Annotated in this window: 23 protein-coding genes, 1 tRNA gene, 2 rRNA genes and 2 riboswitches; of the genes, 16 read left to right on the top strand and 10 right to left on the bottom strand. The window is 47.8% G+C overall.

The window, feature by feature from the left end; genetic code table 11:
• The 11 genes from A3844_RS22895 to A3844_RS22945 all read left to right on the top strand — a co-directional run.
• Nucleotides 1-293: ribosomal RNA gene (locus A3844_RS22895) — 23S ribosomal RNA — on the top strand; the annotation flags it as partial.
• Between the two features lie 77 nt (nt 294-370).
• Nucleotides 371-487: ribosomal RNA gene (gene rrf, locus A3844_RS22900) — 5S ribosomal RNA — on the top strand.
• Nucleotides 488-913: 426 nt separating this feature from the next.
• Entirely contained in the window at nt 914-2,371 is a 1,458-nt protein-coding gene (gene guaB / locus A3844_RS22905) for an IMP dehydrogenase (protein ID WP_074086992.1), read from the top strand.
• A 126-nt stretch (nt 2,372-2,497) separates the two neighbouring features.
• Nucleotides 2,498-3,898 carry a D-alanyl-D-alanine carboxypeptidase family protein gene (locus A3844_RS22910; protein ID WP_074086955.1) on the top strand — a complete coding sequence of 467 codons (1,401 nt, stop codon included), beginning with the start codon at nt 2,498-2,500 and terminating at the stop codon, nt 3,896-3,898.
• 113 nt (nt 3,899-4,011) lie between these two features.
• Nucleotides 4,012-4,893, top strand: a complete 882-nt coding sequence (gene pdxS / locus A3844_RS22915) for a pyridoxal 5'-phosphate synthase lyase subunit PdxS (RefSeq protein WP_074086956.1) — start codon at nt 4,012-4,014, stop codon at nt 4,891-4,893.
• Nucleotides 4,894-4,912: 19 nt separating this feature from the next.
• On the top strand, nt 4,913-5,497 hold the full coding sequence (gene pdxT, locus A3844_RS22920) for a pyridoxal 5'-phosphate synthase glutaminase subunit PdxT (RefSeq protein WP_074086957.1): 585 nt from the start codon (nt 4,913-4,915) through the stop codon (nt 5,495-5,497).
• 85 nt (nt 5,498-5,582) lie between these two features.
• Complete coding sequence (gene serS / locus A3844_RS22925; RefSeq protein ID WP_074108566.1) at nt 5,583-6,872, top strand: serine--tRNA ligase; 1,290 nt, start codon at nt 5,583-5,585, stop codon at nt 6,870-6,872.
• Between the two features lie 64 nt (nt 6,873-6,936).
• Nucleotides 6,937-7,025 (top strand) — tRNA-Ser (locus A3844_RS22930).
• Nucleotides 7,026-7,187: 162 nt separating this feature from the next.
• Nucleotides 7,188-7,529 (top strand): hypothetical protein, encoded by a 342-nt coding sequence (locus A3844_RS22935; RefSeq protein ID WP_074086959.1) that lies wholly within the window; start codon nt 7,188-7,190, stop codon nt 7,527-7,529.
• 14 nt (nt 7,530-7,543) lie between these two features.
• Nucleotides 7,544-7,696 carry a small acid-soluble spore protein P gene (locus A3844_RS22940; protein ID WP_074086960.1) on the top strand — a complete coding sequence of 51 codons (153 nt, stop codon included), beginning with the start codon at nt 7,544-7,546 and terminating at the stop codon, nt 7,694-7,696.
• 104 nt (nt 7,697-7,800) lie between these two features.
• Entirely contained in the window at nt 7,801-8,898 is a 1,098-nt protein-coding gene (locus tag A3844_RS22945) for a hypothetical protein (protein ID WP_074108567.1), read from the top strand.
• A gap of 110 nt (nt 8,899-9,008) precedes the next feature.
• Here the strand turns inward: A3844_RS22945 and A3844_RS22950 are convergent, their stop codons facing one another.
• Nucleotides 9,009-9,575, bottom strand: coding sequence for a GNAT family N-acetyltransferase (locus A3844_RS22950; protein ID WP_074086962.1), 567 nt, complete (start codon nt 9,573-9,575; stop codon nt 9,009-9,011).
• A gap of 18 nt (nt 9,576-9,593) precedes the next feature.
• On the bottom strand, nt 9,594-10,052 hold the full coding sequence (gene tadA / locus A3844_RS22955; protein WP_425270621.1) for a tRNA adenosine(34) deaminase TadA: 459 nt from the start codon (nt 10,050-10,052) through the stop codon (nt 9,594-9,596).
• 347 nt (nt 10,053-10,399) lie between these two features.
• On the opposite strand from tadA, the gene A3844_RS22960 reads away from it, so the two are divergent.
• Both A3844_RS22960 and rluF read left to right on the top strand, forming a co-directional pair.
• The gene (locus A3844_RS22960) at nt 10,400-12,715 is read left to right on the top strand and encodes an ATP-binding protein (protein ID WP_074108569.1); all 2,316 of its coding nucleotides are present in this window, start codon (nt 10,400-10,402) and stop codon (nt 12,713-12,715) included.
• A 1-nt stretch (nt 12,716) separates the two neighbouring features.
• Nucleotides 12,717-13,418, top strand: a complete 702-nt coding sequence (gene rluF / locus A3844_RS22965) for a 23S rRNA pseudouridine(2604) synthase RluF (protein ID WP_074108582.1) — start codon at nt 12,717-12,719, stop codon at nt 13,416-13,418.
• Between the two features lie 93 nt (nt 13,419-13,511).
• Here the strand turns inward: rluF and motB are convergent, their stop codons facing one another.
• Together motB and motA are read right to left on the bottom strand one after the other, a co-directional pair.
• Complete coding sequence (gene motB, locus A3844_RS22970; RefSeq protein ID WP_074108570.1) at nt 13,512-14,327, bottom strand: flagellar motor protein MotB; 816 nt, start codon at nt 14,325-14,327, stop codon at nt 13,512-13,514.
• Complete coding sequence (gene motA, locus A3844_RS22975; RefSeq protein ID WP_074086966.1) at nt 14,311-15,111, bottom strand: flagellar motor stator protein MotA; 801 nt, start codon at nt 15,109-15,111, stop codon at nt 14,311-14,313. The genes motB and motA overlap by 17 nt, the downstream gene beginning before the upstream one ends.
• A 204-nt stretch (nt 15,112-15,315) precedes the next feature.
• On the opposite strand from motA, the gene A3844_RS22980 reads away from it, so the two are divergent.
• Together A3844_RS22980 and A3844_RS22985 are read left to right on the top strand one after the other, a co-directional pair.
• Nucleotides 15,316-15,609, top strand: coding sequence for a hypothetical protein (locus tag A3844_RS22980; RefSeq protein ID WP_074086994.1), 294 nt, complete (start codon nt 15,316-15,318; stop codon nt 15,607-15,609).
• Between the two features lie 232 nt (nt 15,610-15,841).
• Nucleotides 15,842-16,129, top strand: coding sequence for a 4a-hydroxytetrahydrobiopterin dehydratase (locus tag A3844_RS22985; protein ID WP_074086967.1), 288 nt, complete (start codon nt 15,842-15,844; stop codon nt 16,127-16,129).
• Between the two features lie 129 nt (nt 16,130-16,258).
• Here A3844_RS22985 and A3844_RS22990 read toward each other — a convergent pair whose 3' ends face one another.
• The 6 genes from A3844_RS22990 to A3844_RS23015 form a co-directional block, all read right to left on the bottom strand.
• A complete protein-coding gene (locus tag A3844_RS22990; RefSeq protein WP_074108583.1) occupies nt 16,259-16,618 on the bottom strand; it encodes a c-type cytochrome in 360 nt (119 codons plus the stop codon).
• 95 nt (nt 16,619-16,713) lie between these two features.
• Nucleotides 16,714-17,199 (bottom strand): GNAT family N-acetyltransferase, encoded by a 486-nt coding sequence (locus A3844_RS22995; protein ID WP_074086968.1) that lies wholly within the window; start codon nt 17,197-17,199, stop codon nt 16,714-16,716.
• Nucleotides 17,200-17,429: 230 nt separating this feature from the next.
• The gene (locus A3844_RS23000) at nt 17,430-17,921 is read right to left on the bottom strand and encodes a C40 family peptidase (RefSeq protein WP_074086969.1); all 492 of its coding nucleotides are present in this window, start codon (nt 17,919-17,921) and stop codon (nt 17,430-17,432) included.
• Nucleotides 17,922-17,926: 5 nt separating this feature from the next.
• Nucleotides 17,927-18,070, bottom strand: a riboswitch (cyclic di-AMP (ydaO/yuaA leader).
• Between the two features lie 386 nt (nt 18,071-18,456).
• Nucleotides 18,457-18,885 (bottom strand): C40 family peptidase, encoded by a 429-nt coding sequence (locus A3844_RS23005; RefSeq protein WP_074108584.1) that lies wholly within the window; start codon nt 18,883-18,885, stop codon nt 18,457-18,459.
• Nucleotides 18,886-18,942: 57 nt separating this feature from the next.
• Nucleotides 18,943-19,081: riboswitch (cyclic di-AMP (ydaO/yuaA leader) on the bottom strand.
• A 220-nt stretch (nt 19,082-19,301) separates the two neighbouring features.
• On the bottom strand, nt 19,302-20,132 hold the full coding sequence (locus A3844_RS23010) for a hypothetical protein (RefSeq protein ID WP_083606980.1): 831 nt from the start codon (nt 20,130-20,132) through the stop codon (nt 19,302-19,304).
• A gap of 11 nt (nt 20,133-20,143) precedes the next feature.
• Entirely contained in the window at nt 20,144-22,150 is a 2,007-nt protein-coding gene (locus A3844_RS23015; protein ID WP_074108571.1) for a M1 family metallopeptidase, read from the bottom strand.
• A gap of 113 nt (nt 22,151-22,263) precedes the next feature.
• Between A3844_RS23015 and A3844_RS23020 the strand changes: the two genes are divergently transcribed.
• Entirely contained in the window at nt 22,264-22,770 is a 507-nt protein-coding gene (locus A3844_RS23020; RefSeq protein ID WP_074086971.1) for a YwhD family protein, read from the top strand.
• The last annotated feature ends 55 nt before the right edge of the window (nt 22,771-22,825 follow it).

Here is a 22,825-nt window from a genome sequence, read left to right on the forward strand (position 1 = left end):
GACAGTTCGGTCCCTATCTGTCGTGGGCGCAGGAAATTTGAGAGGAGCTGTCCTTAGTACGAGAGGACCGGGATGGACGTACCGCTGGTGCATCAGTTGTTCCGCCAGGAGCATGGCTGAGTAGCTACGTACGGACGGGATAAGCGCTGAAAGCATCTAAGCGTGAAGCCCCCCTCAAGATGAGATTTCCCAGTATGTAAGACCCCTTGAAGACGACGAGGTAGATAGGTTGGAGGTGGAAGCACGGCAACGTGTGGAGCTGACCAATACTAATCGGTCGAGGGCTTATCCAAATCATATAACGCAGATTCGTTTCGGATTCAGTTTTCAGGAATGAAGGTTCCTGAAGCATTTACGCTGTAAATGCCCGTTTGGTGGCGATAGCGGAGGGGTTCCACGCGTACCCATCCCGAACACGACCGTTAAGCCCTCCAGCGCCGATGGTACTTGGACCGAAGGGTCCTGGGAGAGTAGGACGCCGCCAAGCACATGTAGCCATTGTTGAGCAATCGACAATGGCTTTTTTGTTGATTTAGCGGAATTTGAGGGATACTAGTAAGGGGATGTTCTGTTTACCTTATGAGGGTAGCCGTGTTGGCAGCGAATGGCTATAGATATTTATTGATGAAGTGTCCACTCCAAACGGACTTTCGTCCAAGAATTCGCTTACTCGTAGGCAGTTTTCTGAATAACTTCTCCCGTGATGTAATATTCTTGACAGGCCAAAAACCCTTTGCTAAGATGGCAATAATATATTTTTGGACAAGCATCTCAAACCTTAACTGAAGATACGAAAACGTATAGCTTCTAGGTCTTTATCAGTGTCTATCGGGTATGGACTTGAACCTTAGTTTCTTCATTCATAAAGTTTGCAGGCGTTTAGAATAAAGACATTTGAGGAGGAATGACCCAGGTGTGGGAAGATAAGTTTGGCAAAGAGGGATTAACTTTTGATGATGTGCTGCTGGTACCGCGTAAATCCGAGGTGCTCCCGAAAGAAGTGGAATTAACTACGGTATTAAGCAAGAATGTGAAGCTGAATATTCCTTTGATGAGTGCGGGTATGGACACGGTTACGGAAGCAGCAATGGCGATAGCTATTGCGCGTGAGGGCGGCATCGGCATTATTCATAAGAATATGTCCGTGGAGCAGCAAGCGGAAGAAGTGGACCGTGTTAAGCGTTCTGAGAGTGGCGTTATCACCAATCCCTTTTCCCTTACACCAGAACACTGGGTATCTGACGCCGAAGTCCTGATGGGTAAATATCGTATCTCCGGTGTGCCTATTGTAGATGACAACAACAAGCTGGTTGGAATTTTGACCAACAGAGACTTGCGGTTTATTCATGATTTCAATATTCAGATCAAAGAAGTAATGACGCATGAGAACTTGGTGACTGCTGCCGTAGGCACTACCCTTCAGGAGGCTGAAGTTATCCTGCAGCGCCATAAGATTGAGAAGCTGCCTTTGGTGGATGAGAACAACATTCTTAAGGGTCTGATTACAATAAAAGATATCGAGAAGGCCATTCAATTCCCGAATGGTGCCAAGGATGCCCAAGGCCGCCTGCTGGTTGGCGCTGCCATCGGCATTTCCAAGGATACGTTTGAACGGACAGAAGCATTGGTAAAAGCCGGTGTCGATCTCATCACTGTAGATTCTGCACATGGGCACCATATCAATATTATTGATGCTGTCCGCAAACTACGCGAACAATATCCGGATCTTACCATTGTGGCTGGTAATGTTGCCACCGGTGAAGCCACCCGTGAGTTGATTGAAGCCGGAGCATCAGTGGTTAAGGTGGGAATTGGACCTGGATCGATCTGTACCACACGTGTTATCGCCGGTATCGGTGTACCTCAAATTACAGCCATCTATGATTGTGCAACAGTGGCCCGCGAGTACGGTGTTCCCATTATTGCGGACGGCGGAATTAAATACTCCGGGGAGATCACCAAAGCTATTGCTGCAGGAGCATCTGCAGTTATGATGGGTAGCTTGTTCGCAGGTACGGACGAAAGCCCTGGGGATTCGGAAATTTATCAGGGACGTAAATTCAAAGTTTATCGGGGCATGGGCAGTATGAGTGCCATGAAGCAGGGAAGTAAAGATCGTTACTTCCAGGATGATGACAAGAAGCTGGTTCCTGAAGGTATTGAAGGACGCGTTGCTTTTAAAGGCAGTCTCTCAGATACGGTTCATCAGCTGATTGGCGGACTTCGTTCAGGGATGGGCTATTGTGGAACCAAGACATTGGAGGAGCTTCGTAATGATACCTCTTTTATCCGGATTACTGGAGCCGGTCTGCGTGAGAGTCACCCGCACGATGTGCAAATTACCAAGGAAGCACCTAACTATTCCCTCTAAGATTGGATAATCGGCATTTTAAGGGCAGATAGGACGAAATTCGTCCTGTCTGTCTTTTTTTGAAGGTACCCCTGTGTTAGAATAGAACAAGCAATGGATATGAGGGCAAAAGGAGAGTAGTAATCATTGAAGTACAAGCATAAATTCAGCAGTAAACAATTAGTGATTAAGACAGCGACAGTAGGTTTGCTTTTAAATATGCTGGCCTCACCTGTGAATTCGGCACTGGCTGATGCAGTAAAGGCCCCCGCTACTACAGAGTCAGGCACAGCAGCTACAAGTAAAACTGGAACCAAGGCAACAACTGCAGTCAAGATTCCTTCTGTAGAATCGCTGGGTTTGAATCTGAAATCAGCCGTTCTGCTGGAACCTACTACAGGTGAAGTGCTGTTATCACTAAATGCGGATGTGCCTCTGCCTCCGGCGAGCATGACCAAGATGATGACAGAGTATCTAGTTACAGAAGCCGTTAACAAAGGCCAGCTATCATGGGATAAAAAAGTCGTGGTGCAGGAGAATGCCTCCAAACAAATTGGATCACGTATTTTTTTGGCACAAGGGGACGAACATACAGTCAAAGAGCTATACGTAGCCATGGCGGTAGGCTCTGCAAATGATGCCACGGTAGCTTTGGCTGAAGAGGTTGCTGGATCTGAACAGCAATTCGTTGCTCTAATGAACGAAACAGCACAGAAGATGGGGATGAAGACCGCCTATTTCATTAACGCGACCGGGCTTGACCGGGATGATATGCCTGCGAAATTTCGGCCTGACACAGATCGTGAAACCGTAATGTCTGCTATGGATGCGGCACTCTTGGCTAAATTCATTGTAACCGATCATCCGGATTTCACGGATTTCACTACCATTCAATCCTACAAATTCCGTGAGCGTGATAAAGCGCCAATGGTTAACTATAACTGGATGCTGGAAGGAAACAAAGATGTCACGAATTTTAAAGCTTACGCTTATCCGGGGCTTGATGGTTTGAAGACTGGACATACTTCCAATGCGGGTAACTGTTTCACAGGTACAGCTGTCCGCGGCGGGATGCGGCTGATCAGTGTGGTAATGGGAGCCGATTCGGAGCCTCACCGTTTCACAGAAACCAAGAAAGTTCTCGATTTTGGTTTTAATAATTTTGAGATTAAGCAGGTTGTTGCTCCTAAGGCAGTTATTGCGGGCAATGAAACCGTTCCTGTATTAAAAGGGAAGAACAAAGACGTCTCCGTTGTAACGGATGCTGGCGTAACATTTATCGTACCGAAGGGAACTGTATCTCCACAAATTAAAACGACTGTTGTCACCAATGATCCATCAACCTTGGTTGCACCGATAGCCGGAGCCAGCAAAGTAGGGAAAGTCACTTATTCCTACCAGGTGGAAGGTATCAATCAGGTTCAGGAGAAGACCGTTAACCTGATTACGGCTGAAGAGGCAGAGAAGGCCGGTTGGTTCAAACTGCTGATGAGAGCCATAGGAGAGTTTTTTGGCGATCTGTTTAAAGGAATTAAGAACTTGTTCTAACGACTGAAAAATGTCGAAAACAGGAGAAAATCCGAGTAAATAGGTTGTATATATAGCCGCCTTGCGGTAAAATTATATGTTAGATTAAGTAAGTTCATACGGGAGGCTTGGTCATGGAAACAGGAACATCGCGTGTAAAAAGAGGCATGGCAGAAATGCAAAAAGGCGGCGTCATTATGGACGTCATGAATGCAGAACAGGCAAAAATTGCTGAGGCTGCCGGAGCAGTAGCCGTTATGGCACTGGAACGCGTCCCTTCTGATATTCGTGCAGCGGGCGGTGTAGCCCGGATGGCCGATCCTACGATTGTGGAAGAGGTTATCAAGGTAGTAAGCATTCCCGTTATGGCCAAAGCCCGCATCGGACATTATGTAGAAGCGAAGGTTCTGGAATCCCTCGGTGTGGACTATTTGGATGAGAGTGAAGTACTCACTCCGGCTGATGAAGTGTTCCATATTAACAAACGTGAATTCACAGTTCCTTTTGTATGTGGCGCCAAAGATCTGGGTGAAGCGCTTCGCCGTATAAACGAAGGTGCTTCCATGATCCGTACCAAAGGCGAACCGGGAACAGGTAACATTGTTGAGGCCGTACGTCATATGCGGTACATCAACAGCCAAATCCGAAAGGTGACTAATCTTTCACTGGATGAGTTGTATAATGAAGCGAAGACACTGGGTGTTCCTTACGAACTGCTGCTTGAAGTACATCAGTTAGGTAAATTGCCGGTTGTTAACTTCGCTGCAGGCGGTGTAGCAACACCGGCGGACGCCGCTTTGATGATGCATCTGGGTGCCGATGGCGTGTTCGTTGGTTCTGGTATTTTCAAATCGGATAATCCTGAGAAGTTTGCCCGTGCAATCGTTGAAGCAACTACTCACTTCACCGATTACAAGCTGATTGCAGAAGTATCCAAGAACCTCGGCACCCCAATGAAGGGAATCGATATTGCCTCATTGTCACCGGCAGAACGCATGTCGGAACGCGGCCGTTAACAGAGAGAAGGTTGTCCCGATGAAAATAGGAGTGCTGGCGCTTCAAGGCGCTGTAACAGAGCATATTGTCAGTATAGAGAAAACCGGGGCTCAGGGCCTGCCAATCAAACGTGTAGAACAGCTGGAGGAGATCGAAGGATTGATTATACCCGGCGGCGAAAGCACTACGATAGGCAAGCTCATGCGCAAGTATGGCTTCATTGAAGCCATCCGTGATTTTGCTGGTCAGGGGAAGCCTATTTTTGGGACATGCGCGGGCATGATCGTACTGGCGAAGCATATTGCGGGGGGCGAACCTGGACATTTAGAGCTGATGGACATCACCGTTGCCCGGAATGCCTTTGGCCGCCAGCGGGAGAGTTTTGAATGTGATCTGCAGGTTAAAGGAATCCTTGAACCGGTGCGCGCTGTATTCATCCGTGCTCCTCTTATTAACGAGGTTGGGCCGGAAGTTGAGGTGCTCACACTCTATAACGATGAGATTGTGACTGCCCGCCAGGGGAATCTGCTTGTATCCTCTTTTCATCCGGAGTTGACAGATGATTATAGGCTGCATCAATACTTTGCCGATATGGTAGAGCGTAGTGTAGTGGCCAATCAATAGAACCGCATATAAGAACATTCCGACTCTTTCAAAGCTGCAAACAGCATTTTGAAAGAGTTTGGGCTGTTTTCAGGAGGGAAACTTTGTGCTAGATGTAAAAATATTGCGAAGTGATTATGCCCGAGTAGAAGAGGCACTGAACAAACGGGGCAAATCGCTTGAACTGATTGCTGAATTTCCACAGCTGGATCTGCACCGCCGTGAGCTGCTGCAAGAGACCGAAGGATTGAAAAACCGACGCAACATCGTATCAGGTGAAGTGGCGAAGAAGAAGAAGAACGGCGAACCTGCAGAGGATTTAATCGTTGAGATGCGTACGGTATCCGACCGGATTAAAGAGCTTGATGATGAAGTAAGAGTGCTTGAGACCCGTATTGAAGAACTGACGATGAGCATCCCTAATATTCCGCATGAATCGGTGCCGGTAGGCAGATCCGAGGAAGAGAATGTGGAAATGCGCCGCTGGTCACAGCCGCGTGAGTTTGGATTTACACCGAAGTCACACTGGGAGCTGGGACAGCAGCTGGACATCATTGACTTTGAAGCCGCTGCCAAGGTTACTGGCTCGCGTTTTGTCTTTTATAAGGGTCTGGGAGCACGTCTTGAACGTGCACTTATCAACTTCATGATGGATCTTCACAGCGGGGAACACCATTATGATGAGATGCTGCCCCCGTATATCGTAAATAAGGACAGCCTATACGGCACCGGTCAGCTTCCTAAGTTTGAAGAGGATCTTTTCAAGCTTCGGGATACAGAATATTATCTAATTCCTACTGCTGAGGTTCCGGTAACCAATTACTATCGTGAAGAGATTCTTACGGCTGCGGATCTGCCGAAATATCATGTGGCTTACAGCTCCTGTTTCCGTTCTGAGGCTGGCTCGGCTGGCCGTGATACTCGCGGGCTCATTCGTCAGCATCAGTTCAACAAGGTGGAGCTTGTGAAGCTTACTACACCTGAGACCTCCTATGAGGAACTGGAGAAGATGACGGCAGATGCGGAACGCGTGCTACAGCTTCTGGAGCTGCCATACCGGGTACTGGGACTCTGCACAGGTGATATGGGCTTCACCTCAGCCAAGACGTATGACCTTGAGGTATGGCTGCCTGAGAGCGGCATGTACCGTGAAATCTCCTCTTGCTCGAATACAGAAGACTTCCAGGCGAGACGGGCTAACATTCGTTTCCGCAAGGAGCCTAAGGCGAAGCCGGAATTTGTTCATACGCTGAATGGTTCTGCTCTTGCTGTTGGCCGTACGTTAGCCGCCATTCTGGAGAATAATCAGCAGGAAGATGGCTCGGTAGTAATTCCTACAGTACTACAGCCGTATATGCGTAATGTGAAAGTGATCAGCCCGAAAGCTGCACAATAATCATAGTTGCATAATGCTTGCATTGTGTGGTACAATCCTAATGCATGTGAAATTTAGATGCATTGGAGAGGTACCGAAGCGGTCATAACGGGGCGGTCTTGAAAACCGTTAGGGTGCAAGCCCACATGGGTTCGAATCCCATCCTCTCCGCCATTTCCTTTAAGAGATGAATACATGAAGATAGAAGCTGCCTTCTTTGGAAGGTGGCTTTTTTTGATCCAGCCGGATGGCTGGCATTCGTTTGTTATGTACAGCAACAAGTATAAAAAACGCCCTTTCTCCGCAATGTAATAGGGAAGGAGGCTGATAATAACAATGAACCGACAATTACAGCTGGATCAGCAAAGTCTAGTTTCTGCTTGGCAGGAGCGCCTGCCTGCTCTGATGGAGGAGGGAGACAGCTTTAGCCTACAGGGTGATGCGGCAGACCCGAACAGTCTGCTCATTCATTTTAATGCTGCCGGACGGCAAGCCTATTCCCTTGATTTTCGTTGTACTTATGTCGATAGCCGTGAGGTAGCCGTAAGTTTGATTGATGCCGAAGAGGCTGGCCGCCCTACCGATGAGCGGGCGGATGCCGTTCAGTCATTGGCGCAGCAGTATACCAGACAAATTCATGAATGCGCGCAGGCTCTTCAAGACCTTACCAATCCATAGGAGGAAACTTAAATATGAGCAAACCGAAGAGCATGCCTGTACCGGGCGTTGAGAACAACAATCAGGAGCGCCGCAAGGATCATAAGCCCTCAGGTCCAGAGCCTTTATCCGGTTCCAAAAAGGTTAAACAGGCTAACCATGTAGACCATCATAATCCTCAGGGCTAATTTGCTTCTGGAGAATATATGTTGAGAAATGTTTCTCATTTTTCCCAAATGGTTTATCATTAGGGAGGGTGAAGAAACTTTTTACATGGGAGAGGAGATTTATAATGAACAAAAAATGGGGGTTGTCCGCTGCCGCATTGCTGCTAAGTGCTGCAATGATTCTGCCTGGCTGCGCGAACAAAGAGCAAGCACCTAAAGAAGCGTTGAAGTCAGCCGCTGTCAAAGCGACAACGCTCAAATCGTATGAGATGAAGAGCAAAGTGGTCATTAATAATCTGACTATTGATGCGCCAGCAAACGGGGAGTCGGATGCCACCACGGCGCAGGTGCTCAGTATGCTGAAGAATGCCGAGGTTACCGTTGATGGTGTCTATCAGGCAGATCCTATGCAAACTGAAATGACGCTGGTGCTCAATCTGAAGGGCGATATGACGATGTCTTTTAATATTCCAATGGTCATGACCGCGGAGAAGATGTATATCAAAGTACCTTCTATTCCGTTCCTGCCGCTTCCGAAGACGGTGGTTGGCAAGTTCGTAGAACTTGATCTGAAAGAACTGGCGGAGAAGCAAGGAACCGAATTTAACCCTGCCTCCATGGATACACAGAAGGTGCAGAAGCTCTCGAATGAGGTACTAAACACACTGCTTGGTGAATACGATGATCAAAAGTACTTCAGTGACATTAAGCCCAAGGACGCCGCTTTGCCGGAGGGTGTTGAAGCAAAGCAGGTAGTTCAATTCAAAATCACCAATGATAACGTCAAAGAGGCACTTACTATTTTTGTGAATAATGCCCTGCCGAAGATCATCGATATCGTGGGTAAGCCAGAGTATAAGGAAATGTTGAATATTAAAGATACAGACCTGGCTAAAGTCAAAGAAGAGCTGCAGTCCAGTAAAAGCCGTGCAGAGTTCGACAAAGACCTGGCGGATTTGGGAACTTATCTGACAATCAATCAATTTCATATGAACACGGCTATCAACAAAGATGATTTTCCGGTGTATCAGGATCTGCTGATGGATATTAAAGTAAATGATCCTGACAAAGGTGAGAATCTCAGCGTATCCCTAAATGCCAGCAATCAATATAGTAAAATTAATGAAAAGCAGACCTTCACCATCGGTATTCCGAAGGGAGAAAACGTTATTACCATGGATCAGCTTGAAAAGGAATTTGGTTCTACGGGTACAACTTACTAAACAGACTCTGCAATTCGAAAATCCCGCATATGAGCGCCGTCTTGGCACACATGCGGGATTTTTGGCTGTATCGTATGTAAGTGGGAAGAGCTCTGTACCGGGAAACGCGGTTACTCCTCATCCGGCTGGACATCATCAGCAAGTATAGCGTACGTGCGATGATCTTGCCACTGTCCATTAATTTGGATGAAACGCCGAGCTATTCCTTCAGCCTGAAACCCGTTCTTCTCCAGAACCCGGCGGGACCCGTGATTATGAAGTAAAATGGCAGCCTGCACTCTATGCAGGTCAAGGGAGCGGAATGCGAACTTAAGGACAAGCCGAACGGCTGCACTTGTGTACCCTTTTCCCTGTAAGGCATAATCCATGAAATATCCAATATCCGCAAACTGGCCAACACCGCGCACTACATTGGAGATGGTGATCTGGCCAATCAGCTGACCGTCCAATAAAAATATACCGAACATATATGCCCGGTCTTGCCTAGAATCCTCCAAGCGTTGACCGATAAGCTGCAGCTGACTCTCAAGGGTAAAGTAATCCTCCTCCCTCAGAGGCTCAAAGGGCTGATGTTGTTCTTTATTACGCAGACGCAGTTGAAGTAGCTCACTTGCATCTTTGACCTCCAGCAGAGCAATATAGATGCCTTGAGGTGTGTCGTATAACTTATGAGACATGAAACATCCTCCTTCATCCTAAGATTTCTTCCGAAGCCGGCGAAAAAAGGTGGTTAGCAGCTCTGCGCATTCCTGCTGCAATATGCCCTGAATGACCTCGGTGCGGTGATTAAAACGGGGTTCTTCCAGCAGATTCATTAGTGTGCCTGCGCAGCCGGCTTTGGGGTCGGGTGTGCCATATACAGTAAGCGGTACTCTGGACTGGACCATCGCCCCGGCACACATGGGACAGGGCTCTAGGGTCACGTACAGCTGACAGTCCAGGAGACGCCAGGAATTGAGTAGAGTACTGGCCTCACGAATTGCAACCATCTCTGCATGGGCGGTAGAGTCCATGGTCGTTTCACGCAGATTGTAACCCCGGCCTATAATTCCCCCATTTCTGACTATTACGGCTCCGATAGGTACCTCACCCAGGGCCTCCGCCTTGCGCGCCTCCGCTACCGCTTCCCTCATCCAATATTCATGAACGGCCATTTCCTCCGAGGACAGTTCACTATGTATACGATTCAAGCTCATCTTCCCTTCCAAAACTACTCTTTGTGCAACGAACAAATATTCGTTCTTAACAAATTGTGCATAACTCTGTGGATAAAGCCCGACTTATACACAATTTTGTACACATCGCCATTTGATAAAATGTTTATATGTGCATAACCTGTGGATGGTTTCTTATTCATTGTAGAGAAAGTGTCTATAAAATTCAATATTTACCGAAGAAGGCTTTAGAAGTGAAATGTCTTTTCAAATGAGGGGGCAAAAGGTATGATAATGGTTGAACGCTCCGCTAGGATTTACCAGCGGATAAGAGGTGAACAGACAGCTTGTCTATAAAAATTAAGTTATCGGTAATCATTTTTGGTTCAGTACTTTTAATTCTGGCGCTAAATCTCACACTTAATCTTCAAGCAGCCCGTAACAATCTCCGTAATGAGAGCGTACAAAATATGAAGATGACCGCCAGTCAAATTGCCGTTTCCGTCGAGCAGAGCAGCTACAGCTCCAATTACGTGCAGCACCAGATCGCCCAAAACCTGAGACTGGCTGCTACTTTGGCTTCCAAGGAGCTAGATCCCGATATTAAAAATGTTAAGGACGCACAGCTGGTTGCTCTAGCCCATAAGCTGGGTGTGTCTAATATTTCACTTCTGGTCAAGACTGAGGATGATGTGGTCGTTGCCAAATCCTCGGATCCTGACGAACTTAATTTGTCTACCAAAGGCATGGGCTATTGGTATGTGGCTTTTCTCGAGCTGTTTGCGGGGCAGGAGGTATCAGTTGGGCAAGGGCAGAGCTTTGAGCATTTCTGGTCGGGGCCTTTTGAATATTCAACCTCCAATCCCAAATACATTGAGAAGTGGGGATACTATTATGATCCATCGAGAAACTACATTATAGATCCTTACATTCGCAGCACCGCTGTAAGCGATTATGTGAAGATTATGAACCCTGATGAGATTGTCCGCCAATCCAAAGGGGTCAATCCGGGGATTTTAGAGATCACAGGGATCAATCCCAAAACGTTTGGCGTATCAACCATGCAGTCCGATGGAAGTGATTCTGTATACCTTAAGCTGAAAAACCAGGCTATTAAGTATGGTACTTACAAATACGGCAACGTTGAAGAAGACAGGTCGGCGATTATGGAAGCGCTCAGCAGCGGTGAACCCATTACCCTGGACACACAAGCTCTTGGCAAAAGATTGCTGAAAACCTTCATTCCAATTAAGCAGCCTGGAGCTGAGGATTATGTCATCAGTGTAGTTATGGATTATTCAGTCATTTCATCGGTAATCCGGGAACAGCTGTTGAATAATGTGACTACGTCGGTTGTGCTGCTTATTGTATTTTTCATGGGAAGCTATATCCTTGCAGGTATTGTTACCCGGCCAATCCAAGATATCCTGGCAAAGGTCAACGATGTGGCCCGAGGCAAGTTCGAGCCTCCGCTGAATGTGGCCAGCCGTGATGAGCTTGGGCAATTGGCGCACCGTATTAATGCTATGACCTCACATCTGCTGCAGCACACGAACCGGCTGGGACAGACACTGGAAGAGAACCGGGCCGTCAAAGAGCGTCTGGAGTCTGTGATTAACGGTACCTCCGATGCGATTCATACGATGGATATGGAGGGCCGGATTATCAGCACGAACCGGGCCTTTGAGGAGTTGTACGGCTGGAGTGCGAATGATGTATGGCGTAAGATGCCTTATCTGGTGCCGGCCACTGCGCAGAAGCAGGAAGAAGCCAGGCTGAGAGAGCTGAAGAACGGCGCCATTCTGCCTCCGCTGGAGACTATAAGGTTAAAACGTGACGGCTCGCTCGTCGAAGTCAGCGTCAGCAGCTCGGTTATCCGTGACGAGGAGGGTAATCCGCAGTCTTTCGTCCATGTCTCCCGTGATATGACAGAGCGCAACCGGATCGAAGAACTGTTGAGACGCTCTGAGAAGCTGACGACCGTCGGCCAGCTCGCAGCCGGGGTTGCCCATGAAATAAGGAATCCGCTAACTACCCTGCGGGGATTTCTGCAGCTGCAGCAAGAGAAGAAGCTTCTGGTCCCGCTCCATATTGATCTTATGCTCTCGGAGCTGGAGCGGATTAATCTAATCGTAAGTGAATTTTTAATTTTGGCCAAACCGCAGGCCGTGCATTTCCAGCTAAGAGACGTCCGGCTTATTCTGGGTGATGTAATTTCGTTGCTGGACAGCCAGGCGCACTTATTCGGCATTGAATTCGAAGCCCGGTTTTCCGAACAGCCGGCAACGGTGCATTGTGAAGAAAACCAGCTGAAGCAGGTGTTTATCAACATTGTCAAAAATGCGATTGAGGCTATGCCTGATGGCGGTACGATTACACTGGAGCAACATATGACAGACGATATTGTAGTGATCGTTATCTCTGATGAGGGAGAAGGCGTTCCAGAGGATATGCTGCCCAAGCTTGGGGAGCCCTTCTTTACCAACAAGGAAACAGGAACAGGCCTTGGGCTCATGGTCAGCCAGAGAATTATCCAATCCCATAAAGGCAGCATGGAGATACATAGTGAATACGGGTGCGGGGCGGAAGTTACTATCAAGCTGCCTGCAGCAGGAGAGCAGGCTCCCGGACAGTCTATGAATGAAGAACGGAGTGAAGATTGAAGTGAGAATTAATAAGTTCATCAGTGAGACAGGATTCTGCTCACGGCGTGAAGCAGACAAGCTGGTGGAAGGCGGTAGAGTTAGCATCAACGGAGAGCGTGCTGTGCTTGGCAGTCAGGCTGAGCAGGGAGATGAGGTGCGGATAGATGGTAAACTGCTTGAAACGAGCAGTAAGGTCGTCTACATTGCACTGAATAAGCCGGTGGGCATTACTTCTACGACTGAAGCGCATATTCAAGGGAATATTGTCGACTTTGTCGGACATCATGAGCGTATATTCCCCATCGGACGGCTTGATAAAGATTCTGAAGGATTAATTCTGCTGACCAATGATGGAGATATCGTGAATAAAATATTACGGGCCGAGGGTAAACATGAGAAGGAATATATCGTGACTGTGGATCGGCCCCTTACCCCATCCTTCATTACCGGAATGTCGAGCGGAGTCAAAATACTGGGCAGCCGGACGCTTCCCTGTGAAGTAACGCGAATCAGTGAGCGGGTCTTTCGGATTATTCTTACGGAAGGCAAGAACCGGCAAATCCGCAGAATGTGTTCTGCTTTTGGGTACGAGGTACGGCACCTACAGCGCATCCGTGTGATGAATATCCGCCTCGGTACCCTGCAAACCGGAGAATGGCGTGAGCTCTCTGCCCAAGAGAAGCAGGAACTGGGTACCATGCTGAACTATAAGCTGCAGTAACGGCGGTTATTGGACATAGAATCAACAATAAAGAGCTGTTCTGAAGGTCTTATCCAGACCTTTCGGAACAGCTCTTGTTGAATATATAAGATTCTATTTTCCGGTAGCAGCAGGATCTATAGTCTGCGCCCCATCCAGATACTTCCGGAGGATGGAGACCTCTACGCGGCGGTTCTTTGCCCGGCCTGCAGCCGTTGAGTTGTCAGCGATCGGATGATATTCTCCATATCCGATGGGACTGAACTTAACCGGGTCCAGATAGGGATTTAACAGCAGGATCTTCATGAATTGTAGCGCACGGGCTACACTGAGATCCCAGTTGGAAGGATACTCACTGTTGGAGATTGGGATATTATCCGTATGGCCCTCTACCAGTACGTCGTAATCAGGAAATTGCTGTAGCATCGTAGAAATGGATTTCGCCAGCTGACGGGAATCATCCTTTACCACGGCTTGTCCGGAAGAGAACAAAGCATTGTCGCTAATGGTGATGGTTAACTGTGATTGATTCAGCTTGGTGCTGAGCAAATCAGTCAAACCATTATTCTTGATATACTGATCGAATTGCTTCTTCAGCTTCTCAAGCTCCTCTTGCTCTTTTTGTTTCAATTTGGCAATTTCATCCTTGCCGGTATTAGGGGCAATGACATTGTTCATTTTTTCTTCTTTACCCTGATCCATTTGAGTATTTGTAGGAGCGTCGGACTTATATTCCAGAACTCCGGACCCGCCGTTAAATACGGATTTGAAGGCTTGGGCCATTTGTTCAAATTTCTGGGCATCCGTAGCACTCATTGCGTACATAGCGAGGAAAAGGGCAACCAGGAGGGTCATCAGATCGGAATAGGGCAATAGCCAGGATTCATCGGCATGCTCTTCGTGCTCCTCATGTCTAGTCTTTTTGCTCACTCGAAGCCCCCTCCTTATTAGCTAGTTTTTCGCGTTCAGAAGGCGTAAGGAAGACGGAAAGCTTCTGATTGATGGCGATGGTAGATACCCCGGACTGGATAGATAGAAGCCCTTCTACCATCATTAGCCTGATCTCAATTTCACCTTTGGAGAGCCGCTTCAGCTTGGTCGCAATCGGATGCCACAGTACATAACCTGTAAAGATACCGACTATGGTGGCAATGAAGGCACCCCCGATGGCGTGAGCCAGTTTTTCGACTGCGCTCATATCCGAAAGTGCGGCAATCAGCCCGATAACGGCCCCGAGCACGCCCAGCGTTGGTGCGTACATACCTGCTTGTGAGAAAATCAGTGCTCCGGCTTTATGCCGATCCTCTGTAGCGTGGATATCTTCCATTAATACATCACGGACGAATTCCTGATCATTGCCGTCGATAATCATCCGCATGCCGTTTCGAAGGAAGTTGTCTTCAATTTCGTCCACCTTGGATTCCAGGGCGAGTAAGCCTTCACGACGGGTAATGGAGGCCCATTCCATGAACATGGTAATCAATTCCGATTTGCTGACCATCTTCTTTTTAACAAATATTAGCTTGAATAATGACGGGATTTTCTTCATTTCCGAGAGCGGGAAAGCTATAAATAAAGATGCGGCTGTACCTAATAAGATAATTACGTAAGCAGCGGGTGCTGCCAAGGCAGTTAACGGTGCACCTTTAAGAAACATCCCCCATACTATTGTAACCAGACCAAAAATCAAACCGATTATTGTTGAAATTTCCATTTATGCACCTCGTCCATGAGAATTAAGATATGATCTGACTATACCGCGTGTATCATCCATGACCAGCGGTGTGACACTCTGCGTCTGACCAATAACGTATATTCTTATTTATCGACAGCATTCCCTTTTTTGTGAAGTCATTTTTTCGGCTATAATGAGTAAGGCAGGTTATTATTCATCTATGGAGAAAACGGAGTGATTGACGTGGGTGTGAAGCATGGAAGAGATTACAGTGATATTCTGAGTGAACTGACAGAAGCGGTAGGAAGAATTTCTGACGGGTATGTATTTTTTGAGATGGAACCCGATGAATGGCAGGAGCTCCCGCAGGAATCGAAGACGGAGGTATGGGAAGCACTCGCTGAGGATTTGTTCTACGCCTTGGGCAATGAACCGGTGATTGAGGTTGGCAGCGGCGTTGTAATCTACGATAAAGAAACACACCGGATAAATATTTTACTGGGCGAAGAGGATCTGGCTTCAGTCCTCCTGGTCTAAAAAACAGACAACCTTAAGGCGGCCGGTTTGCCCGCAGCCTGTGCCACGTGGTAAAATTGATGGAGCGGAGTACTATTTGCCAGGGTTTGCGAATACAATAAACCGAAAAATAGCCATCATCCTGGCGCATCCCTTGGACTTTTATAAGCTGAGGGATGTTTTGTTTAAGGCATCAGGTATCATCGAATGGAGAAGAGCAATAAGCTGTTAATTTAGTAAGGGAGGAAGAACATTGCAATTTACGGAGGAAGAGCTGCGGGAGCAGGTGAGTAAGCTGGAAGGATGGAAGCTGGAACCGAGTACCCTGGTGCGCAAATACATGTTCAACGAATATATGAAAGGTATTGCCTTTGTGGATGAGGTTGCAGCCATATCGGAAGCATTCGAGCATCATCCGCATATTACGGTTGATTATAAAACCGTTGTCCTGCGTCTGTCTACCCTTGGGGAGGATGGCCTTACAGCACTCGATATCCGGCAGGCCCATGAATTTAATGAGGCTTTTGAGAAGAACCGTTAAGAATCTATCTCATATGAGGCCGATCAGATTGGAAATTCATAACCCTTATATAAAAGAATGCCCGGTACAGGATCAATATGATCCGTGCACGGGCATTTTGTGTTCCATATGATGAGATAAGAAGTAAGTTTATTTCTTCTCCGAAAGCCACATCGCTACATTCGCGATCTCCTCAGGCGCCAGCTTATCCTTGAAAGAAGGCATCTGTCCGCGGCCTTTGGTGACAATGGTGAAAATCTCTCCGGCGTCATGCTTGCCGCCTTCCTGCTGGAGGCTAGGGCCTACGCCGCCCTGAAGCTGGTCACCATGGCAGGTGATGCAATTCGCCTTCTTTACTGTGGCCTCAGCGCTCGCCGCATCCATCTGCACTTCCGGCATCGTTGGTTTGTTCTCCTCGGCGACTTCGGCTTTGCCGGGCAAGGTGAACATTAAGATTACCGCAAAGGCACAGGCGGCAAAAAACAAACCGCTCATGATCCATTTCTGCATCTGCATCCGTCCCCTCCATGTAAGCTGCTTCCTACATTATACAAGAAGGTAAAGCGTTATCATAGCGTTTGTGACAAAAAAACGAATGATTTGTGCTATTTATCATAGACCATACAATAAAATAGCTTATCGCCCGTTGGAGTCCGGCGCTCATATGTATCCGTAATCGTAAAACCACTTTTTTGATAAGCACGAATGGCTCTCTGGTTCCAGGTAAGCACCTCCAGATCTATCTCGCGCTCCGGATATCGTGCCAGTGCTGCCTTGACGATGGCGCTCATGAACAGATGGCCCATGCCTTGCCCGCATAGATCAGGCCGCATACCAATTCCGAGCCGAACTACACCTTCCATCGGGAATAGCTGTGCAAAGCCACAGAGGAACCCTTGGCTGTTCACCACCGAGACGTATTGCTCACCCCGCAGCCGGGGATCACCGAACTCAATGTCCAGAGCCTGCATTTGCTCCCAGGACATCCAGCCATAAATGTTGTACGGGGGTTTGTATACCCATTCACAAATTTCTGCAGCGTGATTAACTTCCATGGGGACAACGTAAAAAGTTACCGGAGAACTAATCATCCGCCATCCGCCTCCCTTCAGAACAAAACGTTATATCATAATTATATACAAAACGGTTCCATTTCGACGCATAAACAATATATTTTAGAAAATTACAAAAATCGCGGTTTTTTATGTTTTGCAAATAACGAGAAGGGTAAATAATTTTTATAAAGACAAAAAAACAAGCCCCCTCCAAGATTTCGGCAAAAATCCTGGATAAGAGCCTGTTCGGTTATAAAAATTACTGCTTATTGCACATCGTCATTATCTTGGGAATCGGAAGCTACCGCTTGAAAAGCATCTGTGCTCATGATTCGTTTGGCGCCAACGTAGCGGTTGACGTAGTAGCTGTCACCCAGCGAGCTGATGGTTACACCACGCTTGGAAGAAGCGTGTGCGAACTTGCCTTCACCGACATAAATGCCGACATGAGATACCCCTTTACCGGTTGTATTGAAGAATACGAGATCTCCCGGTCTAATGTTATCGCGGGATACGGCAGTGCCCATCTGGTACTGGGAACCGGACTGGTGAGGAAGGTTAATTCCTATCTTATCAAACACATACATGGTAAATCCGGAGCAATCAAACCCGTTAGTCGAAATTCCGCCCGATACGTATTTAGTGCCGACGGCTTTGTCGATAACCTGATCCATTTTAGAGTCTGCGAAAGCGCTTCCTGCTCCGATGGTAAGAATGATCGAAAAGCTGAGTAGTGCTGCTGCTAGCTTCTTCTTCAAAAGTAAATACCCCTTCCAAATGCCTACGAGGTTAGCTTAAGGGTTCGGTTGAAGGTCCCCTATGACCCCTCTGTAAATAGGAGGTCAATTCACCCAAAATCGGTTCCCCCGTTTCCCTAATTGAATAAGGAACTCGGCACCACTGTTGATTAGATTAGCTTACGGATCAAAACAATGACAAAACCTTTGTAAATCAGGTTTGAATAATTACAAAAATGTTACTATCAACTCACTGCGATAATTGTAACAAAGACAGAAGCACTTGGCAATCACTTAAAGCATATTAATACATATTTTTTGAGCCTTTTAAGAGAAAAGGGCTTGATTTACGCGAGTTCTTTACGCCGTAAGTCAGCTGCATGGAAGATCTTAATGGGGTTTTTATCAAAAAGGTGTTTCGAAACTCTAAAAAGTGTGTAAAAGGGAGAATAAGGAAAAGGGAAAACCCGGAAAATGATTACGGCAATAATCAGCTCCGGGCTCGTATAAATTACATTTAGTTGTAAAGGTGTAATGTGAGGGGATCAAGCTTCAATTAATCGTAGGCAACTGTTTTGTAGGCTGTAGTGCTCATCACTCGTTTAGCGCCAACGTAGCGGTTGGCCCAGTAAGCTTGACTCAGCGAAGTTATGGTTACACCGCGTGAGCTGGAAGATTGTGCGAATCTGCCTCCACCGACATAAATGCCGACATGGGAAACTCCCGACCCAAAGGTATTGAAGAATACCAGGTCACCTGAACGCAGGTTGTTCCGTGATACGGAAGTTCCAACGCTGAATTGAGCCTTGGACGTGCGCGGCAGGGCAAGGCCGACATTTTTAAAAACATACGAGGTAAAGCCGGAGCAATCGAAGCCGCTTGTGCTAGTGCCTCCGAATTTATAGGTGGTTCCGATGGTTTTTGCGATAACGGTATCCATCTTGGAATCGGCGAAAGCGCTACCAGCTCCGATTGTGAATACCATCACTAGTGCAAGTGCGGCTGCGGTACATTTCTTCTTAAAATTCTGACTTCTCAAAAGATGTACTCCTTCCAAGGCCTGCGAGGTTAGCTTAAGGATTCGGTAGAAGGTTCCCCTATGACCCCTCTAAAGCGAGGTCAATTCACCCAAAATATGGTTCCCCCGCTTCCCGGTGCAGGGAATTTGGCGTTTTATGCACCAGAAGAGCGACGTGTCGACAATTAGTAAATGCTTGGAATGTTAATGTGATTGAATGTGTTGCATCTTAGAGATTACAAATTTGTTACTAGTAGTACAGGCACCATTGTACCAGAGGATTTACAGTTTTGCAAATACTCTTATTCACTTTGTAATCCAAAAAAGAGTCCCGCTCCCTCAAGGAGCAGCGACTCTTTTATTATGCCGGCTGAGCGGCTTAATTATTGTGGAAATGATTTACTGGACCAAAGGTGGTATTGAGCGGCGATTCCCCACATTTTGAACAGTGTATTGGGAAGGGGGGAGAACTGCCGAAGCAGAAGTGCCGGCATCCCCGGACAAAAGATCGATGCCGCTCCGCAAGCAAGCATCATGATCAAACTCCCTGCTCCCATCACAAAAGATAATCCCGCAGAAGGAAGGATCACCTTCAGACACACCAAGAGAGAAGAGAAAGTGCCTGTACCACCCGTATACCCGAACTGCATGTACAGCAGTACTTTTCGGATGAAGAACAGATATAGCAGCCAGGCCAGAATGTAAGGCACCAGTTTCAGCAATAGCTTATAATCCAGAATTCCGCTTAACAGCAGTCTGTACATTTTGGGAAGAAGCCAATACAGCGGCAGGGCTGTAAGCACCCATTCTGCAAGACTGAACAGCATCACCGGAAGCCCATACAGACGCATACCCGGAAAAAAGAACATCCCGCGCTCCCCCTTACGCTCCTGATGGAGCTCATGGAGCAGTCCTGCGCGGATGAATGGGGAGAGCAGCAGTCTGAATGCGCTTAGCGCCAGCAGCATCCAAAGCCAGTGCTGAACACCGGAATCGGAACCCAGTGCGAGCTGGCCCTCCACATAATACAGCAGCCTGCCTATCCCGCTGCCGCCCGCATCCTGATCGGGATAACGCAGCAGTACCGGGACTACGGCGCATTTAACGAACTTGTACATGAAATAGCCCCAGAACAGCCGGTAGATAAACAACAGAATCAGTATATAAAATTGCTCTTTCATGCTGTGCCAGCCGCGGGATATCGATCTTTTCACAATCCTTCACCTCACCAGACAAGAGTTCCGAGCAGATTTTCAATCAGGTTGGTTATGCTAAGCGTCCATCGTGAGAGCGTGTCAGGTTCCAGTTCCGCGAGTCTGAAATTATTCAGATGCTTATTCTCCAGCAGGATGGAGTGCTCGGGATCAATCTCTGCCGATATCAGCGGCGCTTTGTAGGACAGCTGAAAGGTAGTTTGCTTGTCTTTTCCATTCCAATACCGTTGAACGGTATATCCATCCGAAAAGGTGAACTTTACTGGCACATCCCCATACTGACTGCCTTTGTTGCTCACGGCGACTGATGAATCATAACGAAGGCTATCTATATCGCTCCCTTTGTGAAAGGTGTTGATAATGTTATCTATGGCAAAATCAGGAGCGCCGCCACTGTAAACATATTGATCGAAATACGCCTGCCACGATTTTTTGGTTACTTTTTCTACGGTCTTTTGAAAATCAGCTGTGGTAGGATGCTGGAAACGGTATTTGCGGGCATAGGCGGCCATGATGGCATCCATCGTTTTGGTTCCCACTTGCTGCTCAATGTCTTTGAGGACCAGTTTCCCCCGGATGTATACGTTACGAGTATAGGCATCATCTCCGGTGTATTTCCAGGTCTCCAGTTTGAGCGGCTGTGATGAAGTTACCAGACTGGCCTGAAGTGCAGAGTTGGAGGTTACACCATATTCCTGTTCCATCAGCCGGTCTTCTGCATAAGAGGTGAAGCTCTCATCCAGCCAGGCTTCCTCAAATTCATTGCTGGCTATCATGCCATAAAAAAACTGATGCCCGATTTCATGGATGACCGTACGTTCAAGCTGGGTGCCTGGAGCATCTCCGGCTGCGCCGAAGGCAGTGATGAGAGTAGGGTACTCCATCCCGCCTGCGCCATTCCCCGCCTTTGGCGGAACGACGATAGATAGTGTGGAGTAGGGATAAGAACCGTACCATTTGCTGAAGGCGCTTAGAGCAGCTTTGGCCGCCTGAAAATAACGCTCCTGTAAACCCTTATGCAGCGGGTCTAGATAGAGCTTAATCCTTACCCCGGGCACGCCAGGTGCAGAGAAGGCTTCCTCGGCAACTGCAAAGTCGGGAGAGGCCGCCCAGGCGAAATCATGAACATCATCGGCGTAGAACTGGTAAATCTTCTGGCCCTGCTTCAGCCTTGCGGTCTTCACCGGGAAGCCGGTCGCTGCGACTGTATAATTGGAGGGCACGGAAAGGGTTACACTGTAGATCCCAAAATCACTGTAGAACTCGGAGGTACCGTGGTACTGATGCAGATTCCAGCCTTCCTGTTTTGCCCCCCGGGTGCCAGCAGGCTCATACACACTAAGCTTGGGAAACCATTGTCCAGCCATTACAAAGTCACCTGAAATTCCCATGCGGGCGAATATTTTAGGCAGCTTGACCTCATACTTCAGCCTGAGCGTAACACTTTCCCCTCCGTTCACGGGTTGGGGAAGATGAACCTTCACCAGGGTCCTGTCATTCACATTGCCATCGTCAGGCTGGGCATACTGCAGACGCTGCATAAGTGAGACACCGTCAGAGGTCCGTAGATCGGTCAGAGTCATGCTGCCGTAACCATTCGCTGGCATTCTATCCCCGCGTAGTGTTCCTCCGGATTCTTTCATAAAGGTGGTATCTTCAGAAGCAAAAGCATTCGGATAAAGATGGAAGTAGAGGTCTTGTACCGGTTTTTGGCCGGGATGGGTCCAGGTCACCGTTTCGGAAGCCCTTAATGACCCGGTAGAGGGGATTAGCTGCGCGTCAATATGATATTCGACCACCCGCTCGCTTAGCGCCTCTGAGACGGGGAGCGGCTTACTCTCCGGGAGAACGGGTTGCGGAGCTTTGATCTGTGCAGCTACAGGGGACTTGGCCTCTTTTGGTGCGGCAGCTGTCAGAACATCGGGGTTGTGCCCTGATAACGCCCAAATTCCACCTCCTAGGGCGAAGGCGGCAAAGGCCGCAAAGATGAGGTTGTACCTTAATGACCGTGGCTTCATACTGTGATTCCTCCCGTGACAAGCATCTACGGGATGTATATGTTTGCATTCGGCGTATTATTAGCTAAAATTAAATTATATTCACGTTCTATTAGAGGGAAGGATGTGCACTTGTGGATAACAACCAACCAGAGGGTAAAAAACCGATGGCTCTGAATATCGTAAATGCCAAGAGCAAGCATAAAGGCTTCGGAGCAGGTTCCATCGATTTGAACAATGTATCGCCGGTTATTATTGACGGCGGTGAGGCCGTTATCGATATCGGTGCCATGCATGCCAAGAGCAAAGTCGAGAAGGGGATTAAATTCAGCCCGAACCGTGAGGATGTACCTGACGGAAGACAGGTATGGGTGGTCTGGGTAGCTGTGGACCGTACCCCGGAAGGCCAGTCTTACGGGGGGATTACTGCCTGTGAGATGTGGATTGATACTGAAGCCCGCCGGGGGTGGAAAATTCTTGCTGATCATGTGAACAAGCTGGATTCCGCGTTGAAGCGCAGAGTGATTCTGGAGGGGATTGGAGCAGCTGACAAAGCAGCCCTAAAGTCACTGCTGATTGCCCATAATGCAGAATGGTGGGACGCATCGACCGAGGAGTTAAAGGCAGCATTGTCGGAATAAGATGAACACCAGTCTTTATGAGGACCAATAAATTGCGTTTCCCAAAAACAGCCAA

It is taken from the genome of Paenibacillus helianthi (genome assembly GCF_001909055.1).
In the GTDB taxonomy this organism is placed as follows: Bacteria; Bacillota; Bacilli; order Paenibacillales; family Paenibacillaceae; genus Paenibacillus_AQ; species Paenibacillus_AQ helianthi.

What these genes read in the sequence shown, in the direction of transcription:
- pdxS (WP_074086956.1), top strand. Translation starts at nt 4,012, where the DNA reads ATGGAAACAGGAACATCGCGTGTAAAAAGAGGCATGGCAGAAATGCAA.
- pdxT (WP_074086957.1), top strand. Translation starts at nt 4,913, where the DNA reads ATGAAAATAGGAGTGCTGGCGCTTCAAGGCGCTGTAACAGAGCATATT.
- A3844_RS22935 (WP_074086959.1), top strand. Translation starts at nt 7,188, where the DNA reads ATGAACCGACAATTACAGCTGGATCAGCAAAGTCTAGTTTCTGCTTGG.
- A3844_RS22940 (WP_074086960.1), top strand. Translation starts at nt 7,544, where the DNA reads ATGAGCAAACCGAAGAGCATGCCTGTACCGGGCGTTGAGAACAACAAT.
- A3844_RS22945 (WP_074108567.1), top strand. Translation starts at nt 7,801, where the DNA reads ATGAACAAAAAATGGGGGTTGTCCGCTGCCGCATTGCTGCTAAGTGCT.
- A3844_RS22950 (WP_074086962.1), bottom strand. Translation starts at nt 9,575, where the DNA reads ATGTCTCATAAGTTATACGACACACCTCAAGGCATCTATATTGCTCTG.
- tadA (WP_425270621.1), bottom strand. Translation starts at nt 10,052, where the DNA reads ATGGCCGTTCATGAATATTGGATGAGGGAAGCGGTAGCGGAGGCGCGC.
- motA (WP_074086966.1), bottom strand. Translation starts at nt 15,111, where the DNA reads ATGGAAATTTCAACAATAATCGGTTTGATTTTTGGTCTGGTTACAATA.
- A3844_RS22990 (WP_074108583.1), bottom strand. Translation starts at nt 16,618, where the DNA reads ATGCAGAAATGGATCATGAGCGGTTTGTTTTTTGCCGCCTGTGCCTTT.
- A3844_RS22995 (WP_074086968.1), bottom strand. Translation starts at nt 17,199, where the DNA reads ATGATTAGTTCTCCGGTAACTTTTTACGTTGTCCCCATGGAAGTTAAT.
- A3844_RS23005 (WP_074108584.1), bottom strand. Translation starts at nt 18,885, where the DNA reads ATGGTATTCACAATCGGAGCTGGTAGCGCTTTCGCCGATTCCAAGATG.
- A3844_RS23015 (WP_074108571.1), bottom strand. Translation starts at nt 22,150, where the DNA reads ATGAAGCCACGGTCATTAAGGTACAACCTCATCTTTGCGGCCTTTGCC.